Consider the following 17013-nt stretch of genomic DNA (forward strand, 5'->3'; position numbering starts at 1 on the left):
GCCGGTAATGCCCTACGCGCGTAGATGTCGCTGCTCACGGTGCTGGGATCGGATCGTTGTGGCATCTGCCAAAAGCAGGCTCCCGGGCGCGTCGCGGCACCGTACGGCGGCGTGCCCGCCCCGGCCGGCGCGGCGCCGCCCGTCAGCAGGGGCGCTTGCGCAGCTCCATCACATAGTCGTGCGGCGCGCCCGCCGACTCCGCGGCATCCGCGATCTCGCCCAGATAGCGGGCCGACGGCAGACCGCCCTCATAGCCGTTGAGGACATAGATCCATGCCGCCTCGTCGCCTTCGAGGGTGTGCGCCCGCACCCGCATCCGGCGGTAGATGTCCATGCCGACGCCCTCCCAGCGGTCCATGGACTCCTCGTCCATGGGCGCGATGTCGTAGAGCGCGACGAAGAGCTGGGAGCCGGGGGATTCGACGACCGTCGCCAGCGCGCCCTCCCAGCCCATCTGCTCGCCGCCGAAGGTGAGCCGCCAGCCGCTGAGCCAGCCGGTGCCGCGCAGCGGCGAGTGCGGTGCGCGGCGGGACATCAGCCGCGCGTCGAGGTTGCCGGCGTACGCGGCGTAGAGCGACATGGTTCCGAGGGTACGGGAGGTTGCCCGTCGGGCTCGTGGTACCCGAGGTCCGGACGGGAGACCCGGTGCGGCGCGCTCCGGTGCTCGTCAGAGGCGGAGGACGCCCCCGGGCGAGAGTGACGTACGGGCGTGCGGGACAATGGAGTACGTGACTCGGATCGTGATCATCGGTGGCGGACCCGGCGGATACGAAGCAGCCCTGGTGGCGGCTTCTCTCGGCGCGGAGGTGACCGTCGTCGACTGCGACGGTCTGGGCGGGGCGTCGGTGCTGACCGACTGCGTGCCGTCGAAGACTCTGATCGCCACGGCCGAGGTGATGACCACCTTCGACTCCTCCTACGAGGAGCTCGGCATCATCGTCGAGGACGACACTCCGCACGTGGACCGGCCCGCCCGGGTCGTCGGCGTCGACCTCGGCAAGGTCAACCGGCGGGTCAAGCGCCTCGCACTCGCCCAGTCGCATGACATCACCGCGTCCGTGACCCGCGCCGGCGGCCGGGTCATGCGCGGCCGCGGCCGGCTGGAGCCGGGCCAGGCGCCGGACGGTTCCCGCAAGGTGACGGTCACCGCCGCCGACGGCACCTCGGAGGGCCTGATCGCGGACGCGGTGCTGATCGCCACCGGCGCGCACCCCCGCGAGATCCCGGACGCGCTCCCCGACGGCGAGCGGATCCTGAACTGGACGCAGGTCTACGACCTCGACGAGCTGCCCGAAGAGCTGATCGTGGTCGGCTCCGGTGTCACCGGCGCCGAGTTCGCCGGTGCCTACCAGGCGCTCGGCTCCCGCGTCACCCTCGTCTCCTCCCGGGACCGCGTGCTGCCGGGCGAGGACCCGGACGCCGCCGCCGTCCTGGAGGACGTCTTCCGCCGCCGCGGCATGAACGTCATGTCGCGCTCCCGTGCCCAGTCCGCCAAACGGGTCGGCGACCGCGTCGAGGTCACCCTGGCCGACGGCCGCATGATCTCCGGTACGCACTGCCTGATGGCCGTCGGCTCCATCCCCAACACCGACGGCATCGGCCTGGAAGCGGCCGGCGTCAAGCTCACCGACTCCGGCCACATCTGGACCGACAAGGTCTCCCGCACCAGCGCCCAGGGCGTGTACGCGGCCGGTGACTGCACCGGTGTCTTCGCGCTGGCGTCCGTCGCCGCGATGCAGGGCCGGATCGCGATGTACCACTTCCTCGGCGACGCGGTCACCCCGCTGAACCTCAAGACGGTCTCCGCCAACGTCTTCACCGACCCGGAGATCGCCACTGTCGGTTACTCCCAGGCCGACGTCGACAGCGGCCGGATCGACGCCCGGGTCGTCAAGCTCCCGCTGCTGCGCAACCCGCGCGCCAAGATGCAGGGCATCCGCGACGGCTTCGTGAAGCTGTTCTGCCGCCCCGGCACCGGCATCGTCGTCGGCGGTGTGGTCGTCTCCCCGCGCGCCAGTGAGCTGATCCATCCCATCTCGATCGCGGTCGACAACAATCTGACCGTCGAGCAGATCGCCAACGCCTTCACGGTCTACCCGTCGCTGTCCGGATCGATCGCCGAGGTCGCCCGCCAGCTGCACTCGCGCAAGGCCGCCAGCGAGTAACCGGGGGTGCCGGGCGGGCGGCGGCCGATTCAAAAGTTTGTGCCCACCGTGCGTACTGGGGATGAAACGTCCCTGCATCGGACCGGGACCGGACCGCTCCGGTCCCGGCCGCCGCGGGCCGCGGCAAGGCGACTGACCAGGGGCCAAGCGGCCCGTCCCGCCCGGTAGTTCGACATCCGCACGACATATGCATACCGCATACCACGTCACGCTCCGCAGTGCGTACAACTTCCGTTAATTGGTGCAACCTGCTGAAAACAGACGGTCGTTGGCGTTACTGTCAGTTTCGTGTTCGCTGCAGAACGTCGCCAATTGATCCTTGAAATGGTGCGCGCCAATGGAGCCGTATCGCTCCGGGAGCTCGCCCGCGTCGTCCAGACCTCCGAAGTAACCGTACGGCGGGACGTGCGGGCGCTGGAGGCAGAAGGACTGCTCGACCGCCGGCACGGCGGTGCGGTCCTGCCGGGAGGCTTTACCCGCGAATCAGGATTCCCACAGAAATCCCATCTAGCGACCGCGGAGAAGACGGCCATCGCCGATCTCGCGGCCGGCTTCGTCGAAGAGGGCGAGGCCATCGTCGTCGGCGCGGGAACGACCACGCAGGAGCTGGCCCGCCGGCTCGCGCGGGTCCCCGGCCTGACCGTCGTCACCAACTCCCTGCTGGTCGCCCAGGCGTTGGCCCATGCCAACCGCGTCGAGGTCGTGATGACCGGCGGCACCCTGCGCGGCTCCAACTACGCGCTGGTCGGCAGCGGTGCCGAGCAGTCCCTCCAGGGCCTGCGGGTCTCCCGCGCCTTCCTGTCGGGCAGCGGACTGACCGCCGAGCGCGGTCTGTCCACGTCCAACATGCTCTCCGCCAGCGTCGACCGGGCGCTGGTGCAGGCGGCGGGGGAGGTGGTGGTGCTCGCCGACCACACCAAGCTCGGCTCCGACACCATGTTCCAGACCGTGCCCACGGATGTGATCACGCGGCTGGTCACGGACGAGCCGCCGGGCCATGACGACCGCGCCGCCACGGAACTCCAGGCGCTGGCCGATCAGGGCGTCCAGATCGCCGTCGCCAACGGTTCGGGCGTGGGCCACGGTCCGGGGCAGCCGGGGCGGGACGGTGCGCCGGGGGACCGCAGAGGGCCCCGGCGGGACGTCCCGCTCCCGGGCCAGCGGCGCAGCCATGCGCCGGGCGGCGGGGCCGGGGGGCCACAGCTCCGCTCGGCCCCGTCGCTGGGTGAGACCTCCGGCGGCCGGGTCGCCGATCTGGCACCACGGCGGCGCTGAGCGCAGTGTCGGGGGCGCGTCACCGTGGCGCGCCGGCCCGGCGCCGGGGATCGCTGCTCAGTGGTGGTCCCCCTTCAGCCCGCGCAGTGTGAGCGTCAGCAGCCGGTCGGCGAGCTTGGGGTCGTCCGGGGATTCCTCGACGGCCAGCGCGATGCCGTTGGTCAGCTGCATCAGATCGCTGATGCTCACATCCGGGCGTACGGCCCCGGCCTGCTGGGCCCGGGTCAGCAGCGCACCGCCGGCCTCCCGCATCGGCACGCTGCACCGGGCCATGCCCGAGCTGTCGTCGGCCGATGCCGTCATCAGCGCGCGGGACAGCCCGCGGTAGGTGGTGGCGTGGGTGATGATCGCACGCAGCCATTCGACCAGCGCGGCGCACGGCTGCGGCGCGTCGGCCAGTTCTCTGGCGTGCGTCAGCAGGGCGTCCACCTCGCCCTGGAAGACCGCACCCATCAGGGCGGTCCGGTTGGGGAAGTGGCGGTAGAGGGTGCCGATGCCGACGCCGGCGCGGCGGGCGATGTCCTCCAGTGAGGTGTCCGTGCCGTGCTCGGTGAAGGCCGTACGGGCCTCGGTCAGCAGCCGCTCGTAATTGCGGCGGGCATCGGCCCGCATGGGGCGTACCTCAGGCGTCCGCGCCGGTGCGGTCGCCGCCGGGCCCGTCGTCTGCGGCTGCCCTGCCGTCTCGGTCGCCATCGCCGTCCTCCCTCGACCCGGCCATGTGCGGCCCGGTGGGTCCAGGATGCCATTGCGTCGTCGGCCGCTGTCCCGGTGCGGTGGGCAAGGGTTACCGGACCGCCCCTCCGTATGGGCGGAACGTCTCCGCGGCCCCCGTCCGGTGGCCGTACGGCAGACCGGGGATGAAGTCCCGGCATCTCCCGGTGGGCGCGCGGCCGAACTCCTCTGCGGCCCCGCAACGCCGGGTCGGCAAGCGCCATCAAACCAGGCGCAATGAGGTCTTCCGGGGTCTTCCGGAGGACCGGGGAGGACGCCGTGCGGGGCCGCCGGGGAAGCGGGCGCGGCGCGGGACATCTGGGGAAGACGTCATGGGACTGACCAGCCGATCGCTGTTGTACGCCGTGGCCGCGGTCGCCGTGGTCTGTGTGGGCCTCACGCTCTGGCTGTGGCCGCGGTTCGCCGGGCGCGGGCCGCGGGCGCTGCTGGGGCGGCTCGGCTCGATCTTCGCGACCCAGCTGGCCATCGTGGCGGCGCTCGGCCTCGTGGTGAACGCCAACTTCCAGTTCTACGGCTCGTGGCACGAGCTGCTCGGCCTCTACGACGACGCCCCGGCCGCCGTCGGCAAATGGGGCGACCAGGGGGCGGCCGGGCCCGTCGGTGACCCGTCGAAGGGCTTGGTGCAGCCCTCGGGGCCGGAGGGGCTGGAGAAGGTGCACGGTCTGCCGAAGGGGGCGCCGGAGCAGGCGGGGAAGGTCGAGACCGTACGGATCGTCGGGAAGCGGACCCGGGTGGTGAACCCGGCGTATGTCTATCTGCCGCCGCAGTATTTCCAGCCGCAGTACGACCGTCAGCGGTTCCCCGTCGTCGTCGCGCTCAGCGGCTACCCCGGCGGCACCTTCCTGCTCGGCCAGCATCTGCGGCTGCCGCAGACCGCCGGGCGGCTGATCCGGGCCGGTCAGATGAAGCCGACGGTCATCGTGATGCTGCGGCCCACCATCGCCCCGCCCCGCGACACCCAGTGCGTCGATGTGCCGGGCGGACCGCAGGCCGAGACGTTCTTCGCGCGCGATGTGCCGGACGCGCTCCGCTCGCACTACCGCGTCGGCCACGACCCCGGCGCCTGGGGCCTGCTGGGCTACTCCTCGGGCGGCAGCTGCGCCCTCCAGCTCGCCATGCGGCACGACCGTACGTACTCCGCGGCGGCCGCCCTGTCGCCCGACTACAAGGTCAGCAACGACCCCACGACCGGCAACCTCTTCGGCGAGGGGCGGGACCGGGTGCGGCGCCGCCAGGAGCACGATCTGATGTGGCGGCTGCGGCATCTGCCCGTGCCCCGGGTGGACGTTCTGGTGGGCACCAGCCGCAGCGGCGAGAAGAACTACCCGGCGGCCCAGGCGTTCCTCGCCGCGGTCAAGCCGCCGATGACGGCGACATCCGTCGTCCTCCCGCACGGCAGCCACAACTTCGCCACCTGGCGGCGCGAACTGCCCGAGGCGCTGAGCTGGATGGACCGGTCGCTGACGTTCCCGGAGGACGTGGTGGGGAACTCGTAGCGCTCCGGAACGGACCCGAGGGGCTCCCGGCGGCAGTTGCCGGGAGCCCCTCGTCCGTCTGGCGGAACGCCGTCGGGTCAGTCCTTGATCTCGCAGATCACCGCGCCGGATGTGAGCGCGGCGCCGACCTCGGCGGTCAGGCCCTTGATGGTGCCGGAGCGGTGCGCGTTGAGCGGCTGCTCCATCTTCATGGCCTCCAGCACGACGACCAGCTCACCCTCGGTGACCTGCTGGCCCTCCTCGACGGCGACCTTGACGATGGTGCCCTGCATCGGGGAGGCGAGCGCATCGCCGGAGGCGGCGCTGCCGGACTTCTTGGCGGCCTTCCGCTTCGGCTTGGCACCGCCGGCGACCGCGGCCCGGGCCAGCGGCATGCCCAGCGAGGACGGCAGCGAGACCTCCAGGCGCTTGCCGCCGACCTCGACGACGACCGTCTCGCGGCTGTCGGCCTCACCCTCGTCCGCGCCGGGTGCGGCGAACGGGGGGATCTCGTTGACGAACTCGGTCTCGATCCAGCGGGTGTGGACCGTGAACGGGTCGCTGGAGCCGGTGAGTTCGGGGGCGAACGCCGGGTCCTGGACGACCGTGCGGTGGAAGGGGATGGCGGTGGCCATGCCCTCGACGGTGAACTCCGCCAGCGCCCGCGCGGCGCGCTGGAGGGCCTGCTGACGCGTGGCGCCGGTGACGATCAGCTTGGCCAGCAGCGAGTCCCAGGCCGGGCCGATGACGCTGCCGGACTCCACGCCCGCGTCCAGACGGACACCGGGGCCGGACGGCGCGTCGAACCTCGTGACCGAGCCGGGGGCCGGGAGGAAGTTGCGGCCCGGGTCCTCGCCGTTGATCCGGAACTCGAAGGAGTGGCCGCGGACCGCCGGGTCGTCGTAGCCGAGCTTCTCGCCGTCGGCGATCCGGAACATCTCCCGGACCAGGTCCAGGCCGGTGACCTCCTCGGTGACCGGGTGCTCGACCTGGAGCCGGGTGTTGACCTCCAGGAAGGAGATCGTGCCGTCCTGGCCGACGAGGAATTCGCAGGTACCGGCGCCCTCGTAGGCGGCCTCCTTGAGGATGGCCTTGGACGCGCGGTACAGCTCGGCGTTCTGCTCCTCCGTCAGGAACGGGGCCGGGGCCTCCTCCACCAGCTTCTGGTGGCGGCGCTGGAGCGAGCAGTCACGGGTCGAGACCACGACCACATTGCCGTGCTTGTCGGCCAGGCACTGGGTCTCGACATGCCGCGGACGGTCCAGGTAACGCTCGACGAAGCACTCGCCGCGGCCGAACGCGGCCACCGCCTCGCGCACCGCGGAGTCATACAGCTCCGGAACCTCTTCGAGCGTCCGGGCCACCTTCAGACCGCGGCCGCCGCCACCGAAGGCCGCCTTGATGGCGATGGGCAGGCCGTGCTCCTTGGCGAAGGCCACGACCTCCTCCGAGCCGGAGACCGGGTCGGGCGTGCCGGCGACCAGCGGCGCACCGGCGCGCTGGGCGATGTGCCGGGCGGCGACCTTGTCGCCGAGGTCACGGATGGCCTGCGGGGGCGGGCCGATCCACGTCAGCCCGGCGTCCAGGACGGCCTGGGCGAACTCGGCGTTCTCCGACAGGAAGCCGTACCCGGGGTGGATGGCGTCCGCGCCCGAATCGGCGGCGGCAGCCAGGACCTTGGCGATGTCCAGGTAACTGGTGGCAGGAGTGTCACCGCCCAAGGCGTACGCCTCGTCTGCCGCGCGTACGTGCAGTGCGTCCCGGTCGGGGTCGGCGTAGACGGCTACGCTGCCGATCCCCGCGTCCCGGCAAGCACGGGCAACGCGAACAGCGATTTCGCCACGGTTGGCGATGAGCACCTTGCGCACGATGGGTCCTTCCTTGGCGCTTCGCCGCATCTATTGGATGCCGCGATTTTAGGGACTGGCGACACCGCGTGCCGACCCGTTCCCTGGGGTGAGCTTGCCCACACGGAGTGTGCTCGGGGCGCCAGTGAGGAACCTAAGTCCCCTGGTATCCCAGGGTAGGCCCGGATTCCTGGGCTCCGGCTCGGGTCCTGGTGTGGCTTAGGTCTCGAACTTCGGGCGTCCAGCGGATCGTCAATTCTTTGTGGAGTCCCTACGAATGGGCGAAGGAAACTTTGCGGTCGACTCCGCCCGTCGGCGCGCCGTCGCCCTCTTGCCCGCAGTCGTCCACACCGACCCGTGCACAACCCTTGCCCCAGCTATTACCCTCCCCCAAGCTCTTCACGAGCAGGGGGGACCCCCAGTAGCGTGCCCGATGTCTTCCGGTACCCATGGGTAACCGGAGTAACGGCGGCAACAGGCGCCCACATGGCGCATCGGGCGGGGCGAACGGTGGAAGTGGGTGGACGGGGTGCGGGTGGCACGACGGCCGGTGGCCTTGGCCGCGGCGGTGGTACTGATCCTGGAGGCGTTCGGGATCGTGCTGCTGAACTGGATTCTGAGCATCGTCGTGGACCGCCAGCAGATGTCGCTGGCCGGGCTCCAGCCCCGCGCGATGTCCACCGGCTCCTGGGTAGGGGGCATTCTCTTCGGTCTCTACCTGCTGTTCTGTGCCGTGGTTCTGCTCCGCTGCGCCCTGCGCGACCGCGCCCCCGGCGGCTTCACCCGGATCGCCCTCATCAGCTGTGCGGTGGTGCACGGCATGCTGGGCGCCTTCGCCGTCGGTCTGGTCGGCTGGGTCGCCTTCCTCGCGATGATGGCCGTGCTGGCGCTGCTGGTGCTGACGCTGATGGCGTATGGCGAGGGCTTTTCGGGGGACGCGCGCGGAAACGCGGAAAACACCCCGAACGGCGGACCGCCGGTGGCCCCCACCTCCGCCTGATCCCCTGGCTTCCCGTCCGGCGGCGCGGCCGAGCGCCCCGGCCAGGCGCGAACTCCCCCTGTCCCGGGGCGGATCGGCCCGGCCGCTACTTCACCGGCGCATGCTCCCGCAGCACCTCCAGGAACGCCCGCATCCACTCGGGGTGGTCGGGCCAGGCGCGGGCCGAGACGACCTTGCCGTCGACCACCGCGGCGCCGTCGACGAAGGTGCCGCCGCCCATCTCCACGTCCGGTGCGCAGGCCGGGTAGGCGGAGGTGCGGCGGCCCTTGAGGACGCCGAGCGGGGCCAGCGAGAGGGCCGCGTGGCAGATGTGGGCGACGGGCTTGTCGGCGTCGAAGAAGTGGGTGACGACGCGGCGGTAGTCGGGGTCGTTGCGGAGGTATTCGGGTGCCCGGCCGCCGGGGAGCACCAGTGCCGCGTAGTCGGCCGGATCGACTTCGGACAGCGCGAGGTCGGCCGGCCAGGAGTGGCCCTCGCGTTCGACGTAGGTGTCGAAGTTGTCGACGAAGTCATGGACGACGAACTGGAGCTTCTTGCGGGTGAGGGCCGCGATCCGGGGCTCGTAGCCCTCCTCCAGCAGCCGCTGGTAGGGGTAGAAGAACTCCAGGTCCTCGGTGGCGTCACCGGCGATGAGCAGGATCTTCGGCATGGTGCGGACTCCTCATGACGGACCCGACCGGGGCGATCGAGTCGTTTCGGGTCAATCGGTTCCCCACTCGGTGACCTCGAATGCGTCGCCCACCGTCACCTTTCCGGTCCCCACCACCGCGAACTTCGATCCGAACGCCACCCCGCCCTCGGGCACCCGCCGGTACGCGGCGAGCGTGCGCAGCGGTTCGGGCCCGGCCTTGCCGCCCGTCTGCTGGTTGACGAGGGTGACCGCGCAGCGGATGGCCAGTTTGGTGAAGCCCAGCATCCCGCCGCCGACGGTGACCTGGCGCGCCCGGTCCTCGGTCTGCGGCGCTTCCCAGCCGTCCACCACGAGGTTGGGCCGGAAACGGTCCATCGGGACCGGGGTGCGGCCGGCGGCGGCGATCCGGCGGTTGAGGTCGTCGAGGGTGGCCCGGGAGAGGACATGCACGGCGCTGCTGTCGGCGAAGCCGGAGGTGCCGGGGGTGAGTCCGTCGGTCACCCGGTCGTGCTCCGGCGGTACGCGCACCAGCCGGCTCTCCGCGCCCAGGACTTCGGACAGCCAGCCCGCCACCCGGTCCCCCTGGTCGACCGCGCGGTACGGCGTTCCGAACATCTCGACCTCGGACCGCGCCGCCGAGCCGGTGCCGGTGTCGACGTCCAGGTGGAGGGGGTCGCAGTCCGGCGCGTGCAGGGTGAGGTGCGCCCCGCCGGCCTCGACCGCCGGCCGGATCACCGCCAGCCGGGGGTCGGTGCGCTGGCTGCGGAAGACGCCTTCGGGCCCGACGACCAGGAAGCTGCGGTCGTGGGCGAGGCCGGCCGGGGTGAGCTCCGCCTCGGTCGCCGGGACACCGGCGCAGCCCTTGACGGGGTAGCTGATCAGTTCGACAACGGTTGCCATACGGGCAGCGTAGGTACCGGGAGCCTGCCCGTGCTCGCCTTTGCCGTCTCTGGCCGTTTCTCGACCCTCGGCCGGACGGCCGGCGGAAGCGGGAGGCTCAGGTCCACAGATCCGTGATCGCGACGTCCAGGTCGGCGAGCAGCCGGCGCAGCAGCGGCAGGGAGAGGCCGATGACATTGCCGGGGTCGCCGTCGATGCCGTCGATGAAGGGGGCGGAGCGGCCGTCGAGGGTGAAGGCGCCGGCGACGAACAGCGGTTCGCCGCTTTCCACGTACGCGGCGATCTCCTCGTCGGTCGGCTCGCCGAAACGGACCGTGGTCGAGGCGGTGGCGGCCACCCGGCGGCCGGTCGCGGTGTCGATCACGCAGTGGCCGGTCTGGAGGATGCCGGAGCGGCCGCGCATGGACTTCCAGCGGGCGGTGGCGTCCTCGGCGTCGACGGGCTTGCCGAGCGCCCGCCCGTCCAGCTCCAGCACCGAGTCGCAGCCGACGACCAGCGCGCCGGCGGCCTCCGGGCGGCCGGCCACCGCCTCGGCCTTGGCCTCGGCCAGGACGCGGGCCAGCTCACCGGGCGTGGGCGCGGTGAGCGCGTCCTCATCGACGCCGCTGACGATGACCTCGGGGGCCAGCCCGGCCTGGCGCAGCAGGGCCAGCCGGGCGGGGGACTGGGAGGCGAGGACAAGACGGCGGGGGCGGGACTCTTCGGTCATGCCCGCCATCGTACGGAGCCCCCGCCGCCCCGCGGGCCCCCGGACTACTTGTTGAGCACCGCCTGCATGACCGACTTCGCGATCGGCCCGCCCAGCTTGCCGCCGGCGATCTCCGACCGGGGGATGTCCATCTCCGAGGGGTCGACGAAGACGGCGACCGCGACCGGGGAGCTGCCGTCGCTCTGCTTGGCGTAGGAGACGAACCAGGCGTAGGGGCGCTCGTCGTTGACGTTCGCGCCGTGCTGGGCGGTGCCGGTCTTGCCGCCGACGGTCACCCCGTCGATCGCGGCCTTCTCGGCGGTGCCCTTGTCGACGGTGTACTCCATCATCTCCTGCACCTTCTTCGCGGTGTCGGCGGAGACGGCCTGGGACATCAGCTTCGGCTCGGCCTTCTCCAGCGTCGACAGGTCGGAGCCGCGCACCTCGTCGACCAGGTGCGGCATCATCACCTTGCCGTCGTTGGCGAGACCGGCGGCCACCATCGCCATCTGCATCGGGGTGCTGGTGAGGCTGCCCTGGCCCATACCGGTCAGCGCGGTCTGCGGCTTGTCGAGCTTCTCCGGGTAGAGGCTCTTGGTGGCCAGCAGGTCGCCGAGGTCCTCGTCGTAGACGTTCTCGTTGAAGCCGAACTTCTGGGCGGTCTCGCGCATCTTGTCCTTGCCGACCTTGAGCGCGGCGTCGAGGAAGACGTTGTTGCAGGACCACTGCATACCGGTCTTGAGCGAGGCCTTGTCGCAGGGTGCGCCCGCGACATCGTTCCCGACCTTCGTGGTGCTCTGCGGCAGCTGGTACGGGGCGGGTGCTCCCGACGACGCGTTGATGTCGGAGACCACACCGTGCTCCAGGGCCGCCGCCGCGGTGAGGATCTTGAAGGTGGAGCCGGGCGGGTAGGTCTCGCGCAGCGCCCGGTTGTTCAGCGGCTTGGACTTCTTGGCGTCCAGCGCCTTGAACTTCGCGCCCTCGGCGTTGGAGATGCCGGTGAAGACCGACGGGTCGTAGGAGGGGGTGGAGGCGAGCGCGAGGACCCTGCCGTTGCGCGGGTCGAGCGCGACCACCGCGCCCTTGGCGTTGAGGTCGGTCAGGCCCTTGTACGCGGCCTTCTGCGCCTTGGGGTCGATGGTGGTGATCACATCGCCGCCGCGCGGCTTCTCGCCGGTGAGGATGTCCTTGGCGTTCTTGAGGGCGAGCCGGTCGTCCTTGCCACTGAGCACCTTGTTGTAGATGCCTTCCAGGAAGGTCGTTCCCTGGGCCTGGGAGGCGAAGCCGGTGACCGGCGCGTACATCGGGCCGTCCTTGTACGTCCGCTTGTACTTGAAGTCACCGGAGGTCGCCACCGACCCGGTGATCGGCTTGCCGCCGACGATGATGTTGCCGCGCGGGTAGGAGAACGCCTCGATCTTGACGCGGCGGTTGTGCGGGTCGTTGGCGAGCTCGTCGGCCTGGACGAACTGGACCCATGTCGCACGCGCCAGCAGGGCCAGCACCAGCACCCCGCAGAAGACGGCTATATGCCTCAGCGGCCTGTTCATCGCTCTCCCACTTCCGTCCGGCTGCCGCCCGGGCGGCCGGACGCCCGAATTGCGCTGTCAAGAGAGAAAGAAGGGAAATCGGGGGAAGCGGTTGCAGAAGGGAGCTGTGAGCGTCGCCTCTCCGGTAGCGGGAACAGCGAGGTGCCCCGCGTACGGGGGCGGCTACCACCCCGTGAGCAGGACCATCAGCACCACCGCGACCACAGCCAGCACGATGCCCATCCGTCGGAGCTTGGCCTGCACATCGCGCAGCTCCTCAGGAGGCTCATCGGGCGGATCTGACCACAGCATGTATCGATCCTGTGCCCATGACGCACGTGGCGCCTGAGTACGCGTACTCAGGCGCCACGGGGTAAAGGGACTAGTCAATGCACTATGCACCGACCTGGCGGCCCGATGGCCACCCGGTGTCAGCCGGTCAATGCGGCCAGTAACTCGTCCGCCAGGCCCGCGGCCCCGGATGCGGCATACGGGCCCGCGCCGGAACCGTGGACGCGGGGTCCGACCACTCGGTGCCGCGGTCCGTCGTTCCGGGCGCGACGGCAGCGGCGGCCGCCGCGCGGGCCTGAACCACCGCCAGTGCGGCGGCCAGCTCCTCAGGGGTCGGATTGCCCCGTACGACCTTGATCATCGAGAACGGCTCCCTTCGCCGGTTCCGCTGGTTCGGCTGGTTCCGCTGGTTCCGCTGGTTCTGCCGGTCAGAGCGGGATGTTGCCGTGCTTCTTCGGCGGCAGCGCCTCGCGCTTGTTCCGCAGGGTGCGCAGCCCGCGGACGATGTGCCGGCGCGTCTCGGACGGCATGATCACCGCGTCGACGTACCCGCGCTCGGCCGCGACATACGGGTTGAGCAGGGTGTCCTCGTACTCCTGGATCAGCTCCTGGCGCCGCTCGTCCTGCGCGGCCGGGTCCTCGATCGCGGCCAGCGTGCGGCGGTGCAGGATGTTGACCGCGCCCTGTGCGCCCATGACGGCGATCTGCGCGGTCGGCCAGGCCAGGTTGAGGTCCGCACCCAGGTGCTTGGAGCCCATGACGTCGTACGCGCCACCGAACGCCTTGCGGGTGATGACCGTGATCAGCGGGACCGTGGCCTCCGCGTACGCGTAGATCAGCTTGGCGCCGCGCCGGATGATCCCGTCGTACTCCTGGTCGGTGCCGGGCAGGAAGCCGGGCACGTCCACGAAGGTGATCACCGGGACGTTGAACGCGTCGCAGGTCCGCACGAACCGCGCGGCCTTCTCCGAGGCCTTGATGTCCAGGATGCCCGCGAACTGCATCGGCTGGTTGGCGACCACACCGACCGCATGCCCCTCGACCCGCCCGAAGCCGGTCAGGATGTTCGGCGCGAACAGTGCCTGGGTCTCCAGGAATTCGTGGTCGTCCAGGACATGCTCGATCGCGACATGCATGTCGTACGGCTGATTGGCCGAATCCGGGATCAGCGCGTCCAGCTCGCGGTCGGTGTCCGAGGTCTCCAGGTCCGCCTCCTCCGGGAAGGCGGGCGCCTCGGAGAGGTTGTTGGACGGCAGGTAGGACAGCAGCCCCTTGACGTACTCGATGGCGTCCTTCTCGTCACCCGCCATGTGGTGCGCCACGCCCGAGGTGGTGTTGTGCGTACGGGCGCCGCCCAGCTCCTCGAAGCCGACGTCCTCGCCGGTCACCGTCTTGATGACATCGGGACCGGTGATGAACATGTGCGAGGTCTGGTCCACCATGACCGTGAAGTCGGTGATGGCGGGGGAGTAGACCGCACCGCCCGCACACGGGCCGACGATCAGGCTGATCTGCGGGATCACGCCCGAGGCATGGGTGTTGCGGCGGAAGATCTCGCCGTACATGCCCAGCGAGGCCACGCCCTCCTGGATGCGCGCGCCACCGGAGTCGTTGATGCCGATGACCGGGCAACCGGTCTTGAGCGCGAAGTCCATCACCTTGACGATCTTCTCGCCGAAGACCTCGCCCAGCGCCCCGCCGAAGACCGTGAAGTCCTGGGAGAAGACGGCCACCGGACGGCCGTCGACCGTGCCGTAGCCGGACACCACACCGTCGCCGTACGGGCGGGTCCGGTCCAGCCCGAAATTCGTCGACCGGTGCCGCGCGAACTCGTCCAGCTCGACGAACGAGCCCTCGTCCAGCAGCAGATCGATGCGCTCACGCGCCGTCAACTTGCCCTTCGCGTGCTGCTTCTCCACGGCACGGGCGGAACCGGCATGGGTGGCTTCTTCGATCCGCCGTTGCAGATCCGCCAACTTGCCCGCGGTGGTGTGGATGTTTGCTTCCGGCTCGGACATCGGGATGCGGCTCCTGCTCGTCCTGGACTGGTGCTCGTACTGAGGGTGGTACGGGTTTGGCTACCGATCCGTAGCGTATCGGCGGGACTGCTCAGCGGCACTGCGTCGTTGACCACACCTAGGCTGTCCCCATGACGCCTCAACCACCGGAAAACCAGGACAAAGATGCCGGCCGCTGGAGCGATCTGGGCCGCCCGCCGCTGAACGCCACGGCGTTGCGCCGCGCCCTGGTACGCCCCGGTGCGCTCTGGACCGCCCTGGACGTCGTCCCCGCGACCGGCTCCACCAACACCGACCTGGCGGCCCGCGCGGCCAAGGGAGAGGTGGAGGAGGGCGCCGTCCTGGTGGCCGAGGAACAGTCCGCCGGCCGCGGCCGGCTCAACCGCAGCTGGTCGGCGCCCCCGCGCTCCGGCCTCTTCTTCTCCGTCTACCTCACGCCCCGGGTCCCCGTGCAGCGCTGGGGCTGGCTCCCGCTGCTCACCGGAGTCGCCACCGCGACCGCCCTGTCCCGGACGGCCGGTATCGACACGGCCCTCAAGTGGCCCAACGACATCCTGGTCAGCTGCCCCGGGGACGCCGACGCCGCGGGCCCGGACGGGACCCCCGGCACCGGCGAGCGCAAGGTGGGCGGCATCCTCGCCGAGCGGGCCGGCTCCGGCGTCGTCATCGGCATCGGCCTGAACGTCTCCCTCACCGCCGGCGAACTCCCGGTGCCCACCGCCGGCTCCCTGGCCCTGGCGGGCGCCCGCACCACCGACCGCGACCCGCTGCTGCGCGCCGTGCTCCGCTCGCTGGAGGAGTGGTACGCCACCTGGCAGTCCGCCGTAGGTGACCCCGGCGCCAGCCGCCTCCAGGAGACCTACGCGGCGGGCTGCGCCACCCTGGGCCGCTCCGTACGCGCCGAACTCCCCGGTGACACCGCCCTCACCGGCGAGGCCGTGGCCATCGACGCCGACGGCCGCCTGGTCCTGGCCACCGCGAACGGCGTACGGCACCCGGTGGGCGCCGGCGACATCATCCATCTGCGCGCCACGGCGTCCGGGCCGCCCGGAGGCGACGACTCCCCGGAACCGTGAGCCCGGACGAGGCCCGCGCCCCCGGCTCGGGCCCCTGTATCACGCCACCCGCCGCGCCGACGCGGGCCCGCCTCTTCCTTGGTCAGAGCCGACATGTGAGAGTGAGCCAGAGCACACCTGCCGTATCGTTGAGGCGGTCCGCCAGGGAGCGGGCCACCGGCGAGCAGTGATCGGAAGGGCAGTGCGCAGGGATCGGACAGGGAGCGGCCGGTGACCGCCGACGACTCGGGCGCCGCCTCGCGCGACACGGACACCGAGGACGAGGCAGTGAGCAACATCCCCGTCGACGACCCCCCAGGGGCCGGGGACGAGGGCGACGAGAACAACATCGCCGTCCGCCTCGAACAACTCATCCTCGGCGCCGACCGCCGCTACACGCCGTTCCAGGCGGCCCGCGGCGCCGGCGTCTCGATGGACCTCGCGGCCCGCTTCTGGCGCGCCATGGGCTTCGCCGACATCGGCCAGGTCAAGGCCCTGACCGAGGCCGATGTGCTGGCCCTGCGCCGCCTCGCTGGTCTGGTCGAGGCCGGACTGCTCAGTGAGGCCATGGCCATCCAGGTCGCCCGGTCCACGGGCCAGACCACCGCCCGACTGGCCGACTGGCAGATCGACTCCTTCCTGGAGGGCCTCACCGAGCCCCAGGACTCCGGCCTGACCCGTACGGAGATCACCTATCCGCTGGTCGAGCTGCTGCTCCCCGAGCTGGAGGAGTTCCTCGTCTACGTCTGGCGGCGCCAGCTCGCCGCCGCCACCGGCCGGGTCGTACGGGCCCAGGACGACGCCGAGATGGTCGACCGCCGTCTGGCCGTCGGGTTCGCCGACCTGGTGGGCTTCACCCGGCTGACCCGCCGCCTGGAGGACGAGGAACTGGGCGAGCTGGTGGAGGCGTTCGAGACCACCTGCTCCGACCTGGTGGCCGCGCACGGCGGCCGGCTCATCAAGACCCTCGGCGACGAGGTCCTCTTCGCCGCCGATGACGCCGGTATCGCCGCCGAGATCGGGCTGCGGCTGATCGAGACGATGGCCCACGACGAGACGATGCCGGAGCTGCGGGTCGGTATCGCGTTCGGCACGGTCACGACCCGGATGGGCGATGTGTTCGGGACGACCGTCAATCTCGCCAGCCGCCTCACGTCGATAGCGCCGAAGGACACCGTCCTGGTGGACCAGGCGTTCGCCGAGGAGCTGGGCCGGATCGGTGACGCCCCGGTCTCCGAGGCCGATGCCGCGGCGGCGGAGAAGGCGGCGGAGGAGGGCACCGGCGCCCCGCCCCCGACCTACCGCTTCGCCCTCCAGCCGATGTGGCAGCGCCCGGTGCGCGGCCTGGGCGTCGTCGAGCCCTGGCTGCTGAACCGCCGCGACTGACCTGGCGCCCGGTCACCGGGC

16 protein-coding genes are annotated in these 17013 nt (G+C 71.1%); 6 read left to right on the forward strand and 10 right to left on the reverse strand.

Features of this window, described 5'->3' with window-relative positions:
• Nucleotides 1–142: 142 nt before the first annotated feature.
• A complete protein-coding gene (locus CP981_RS24565; RefSeq protein ID WP_085924734.1) occupies nt 143–580 on the reverse strand; it encodes a gamma-glutamylcyclotransferase family protein in 438 nt (145 codons plus the stop codon).
• On the opposite strand from CP981_RS24565, the gene CP981_RS24570 reads away from it, so the two are divergent.
• On the forward strand, nt 579–2165 hold the full coding sequence (locus tag CP981_RS24570) for an NAD(P)H-quinone dehydrogenase (RefSeq protein WP_280116786.1): 1587 nt from the start codon (nt 579–581) through the stop codon (nt 2163–2165). The genes CP981_RS24565 and CP981_RS24570 overlap by 2 nt on opposite strands.
• A 288-nt stretch (nt 2166–2453) precedes the next feature.
• Entirely contained in the window at nt 2454–3440 is a 987-nt protein-coding gene (locus CP981_RS24575; RefSeq protein WP_085924732.1) for a DeoR/GlpR family DNA-binding transcription regulator, read from the forward strand.
• A 57-nt stretch (nt 3441–3497) separates the two neighbouring features.
• Here the strand turns inward: CP981_RS24575 and CP981_RS24580 are convergent, their stop codons facing one another.
• Nucleotides 3498–4133: a TetR/AcrR family transcriptional regulator gene (locus CP981_RS24580; RefSeq protein WP_371873981.1), complete on the reverse strand. Its 636-nt coding sequence runs from the start codon at nt 4131–4133 to the stop codon at nt 3498–3500.
• A gap of 350 nt (nt 4134–4483) precedes the next feature.
• Here CP981_RS24580 and CP981_RS24585 point away from each other — a divergent pair, with 350 nt between their 5' ends.
• Nucleotides 4484–5668 (forward strand): alpha/beta hydrolase, encoded by a 1185-nt coding sequence (locus tag CP981_RS24585; protein WP_085924730.1) that lies wholly within the window; start codon nt 4484–4486, stop codon nt 5666–5668.
• Between the two features lie 77 nt (nt 5669–5745).
• Here the strand turns inward: CP981_RS24585 and CP981_RS24590 are convergent, their stop codons facing one another.
• On the reverse strand, nt 5746–7515 hold the full coding sequence (locus CP981_RS24590; protein WP_085924729.1) for an acetyl/propionyl/methylcrotonyl-CoA carboxylase subunit alpha: 1770 nt from the start codon (nt 7513–7515) through the stop codon (nt 5746–5748).
• Nucleotides 7516–8029: 514 nt separating this feature from the next.
• Between CP981_RS24590 and CP981_RS24595 the strand changes: the two genes are divergently transcribed.
• A complete protein-coding gene (locus CP981_RS24595) occupies nt 8030–8494 on the forward strand; it encodes a hypothetical protein (protein ID WP_167536148.1) in 465 nt (154 codons plus the stop codon).
• 85 nt (nt 8495–8579) lie between these two features.
• Here CP981_RS24595 and CP981_RS24600 read toward each other — a convergent pair whose 3' ends face one another.
• The 7 genes from CP981_RS24600 to CP981_RS24625 all read right to left on the reverse strand — a co-directional run bounded on the left by CP981_RS24600 (nt 8580) and on the right by CP981_RS24625 (nt 14551).
• A complete protein-coding gene (locus CP981_RS24600) occupies nt 8580–9143 on the reverse strand; it encodes a DJ-1/PfpI family protein (protein WP_085924728.1) in 564 nt (187 codons plus the stop codon).
• Between the two features lie 51 nt (nt 9144–9194).
• Nucleotides 9195–10025, reverse strand: a complete 831-nt coding sequence (locus CP981_RS24605) for an MOSC domain-containing protein (protein ID WP_085924727.1) — start codon at nt 10023–10025, stop codon at nt 9195–9197.
• Between the two features lie 97 nt (nt 10026–10122).
• Nucleotides 10123–10734 carry a nucleoside triphosphate pyrophosphatase gene (locus CP981_RS24610; protein WP_085924726.1) on the reverse strand — a complete coding sequence of 204 codons (612 nt, stop codon included), beginning with the start codon at nt 10732–10734 and terminating at the stop codon, nt 10123–10125.
• Between the two features lie 44 nt (nt 10735–10778).
• Complete coding sequence (locus CP981_RS24615) at nt 10779–12263, reverse strand: peptidoglycan D,D-transpeptidase FtsI family protein (RefSeq protein ID WP_085924725.1); 1485 nt, start codon at nt 12261–12263, stop codon at nt 10779–10781.
• 162 nt (nt 12264–12425) lie between these two features.
• The gene (mmpB, locus tag CP981_RS39230; RefSeq protein ID WP_280116791.1) at nt 12426–12554 is read right to left on the reverse strand and encodes a morphogenic membrane protein MmpB; all 129 of its coding nucleotides are present in this window, start codon (nt 12552–12554) and stop codon (nt 12426–12428) included.
• Nucleotides 12555–12681: 127 nt separating this feature from the next.
• A complete protein-coding gene (locus CP981_RS24620; protein ID WP_085924724.1) occupies nt 12682–12894 on the reverse strand; it encodes an acyl-CoA carboxylase epsilon subunit in 213 nt (70 codons plus the stop codon).
• Nucleotides 12895–12961: 67 nt separating this feature from the next.
• The gene (locus CP981_RS24625) at nt 12962–14551 is read right to left on the reverse strand and encodes an acyl-CoA carboxylase subunit beta (RefSeq protein ID WP_085924723.1); all 1590 of its coding nucleotides are present in this window, start codon (nt 14549–14551) and stop codon (nt 12962–12964) included.
• Nucleotides 14552–14682: 131 nt separating this feature from the next.
• On the opposite strand from CP981_RS24625, the gene CP981_RS24630 reads away from it, so the two are divergent.
• Together CP981_RS24630 and CP981_RS24635 are read left to right on the forward strand one after the other, a co-directional pair.
• The gene (locus CP981_RS24630; RefSeq protein ID WP_085924722.1) at nt 14683–15627 is read left to right on the forward strand and encodes a biotin--[acetyl-CoA-carboxylase] ligase; all 945 of its coding nucleotides are present in this window, start codon (nt 14683–14685) and stop codon (nt 15625–15627) included.
• A 267-nt stretch (nt 15628–15894) separates the two neighbouring features.
• A complete protein-coding gene (locus tag CP981_RS24635) occupies nt 15895–16992 on the forward strand; it encodes an adenylate/guanylate cyclase domain-containing protein (protein ID WP_085924799.1) in 1098 nt (365 codons plus the stop codon).
• The last annotated feature ends 21 nt before the right edge of the window (nt 16993–17013 follow it).

This window comes from Streptomyces platensis (genome assembly GCF_008704855.1).
Lineage (GTDB): Bacteria > Actinomycetota > Actinomycetes > Streptomycetales > Streptomycetaceae > Streptomyces > Streptomyces platensis.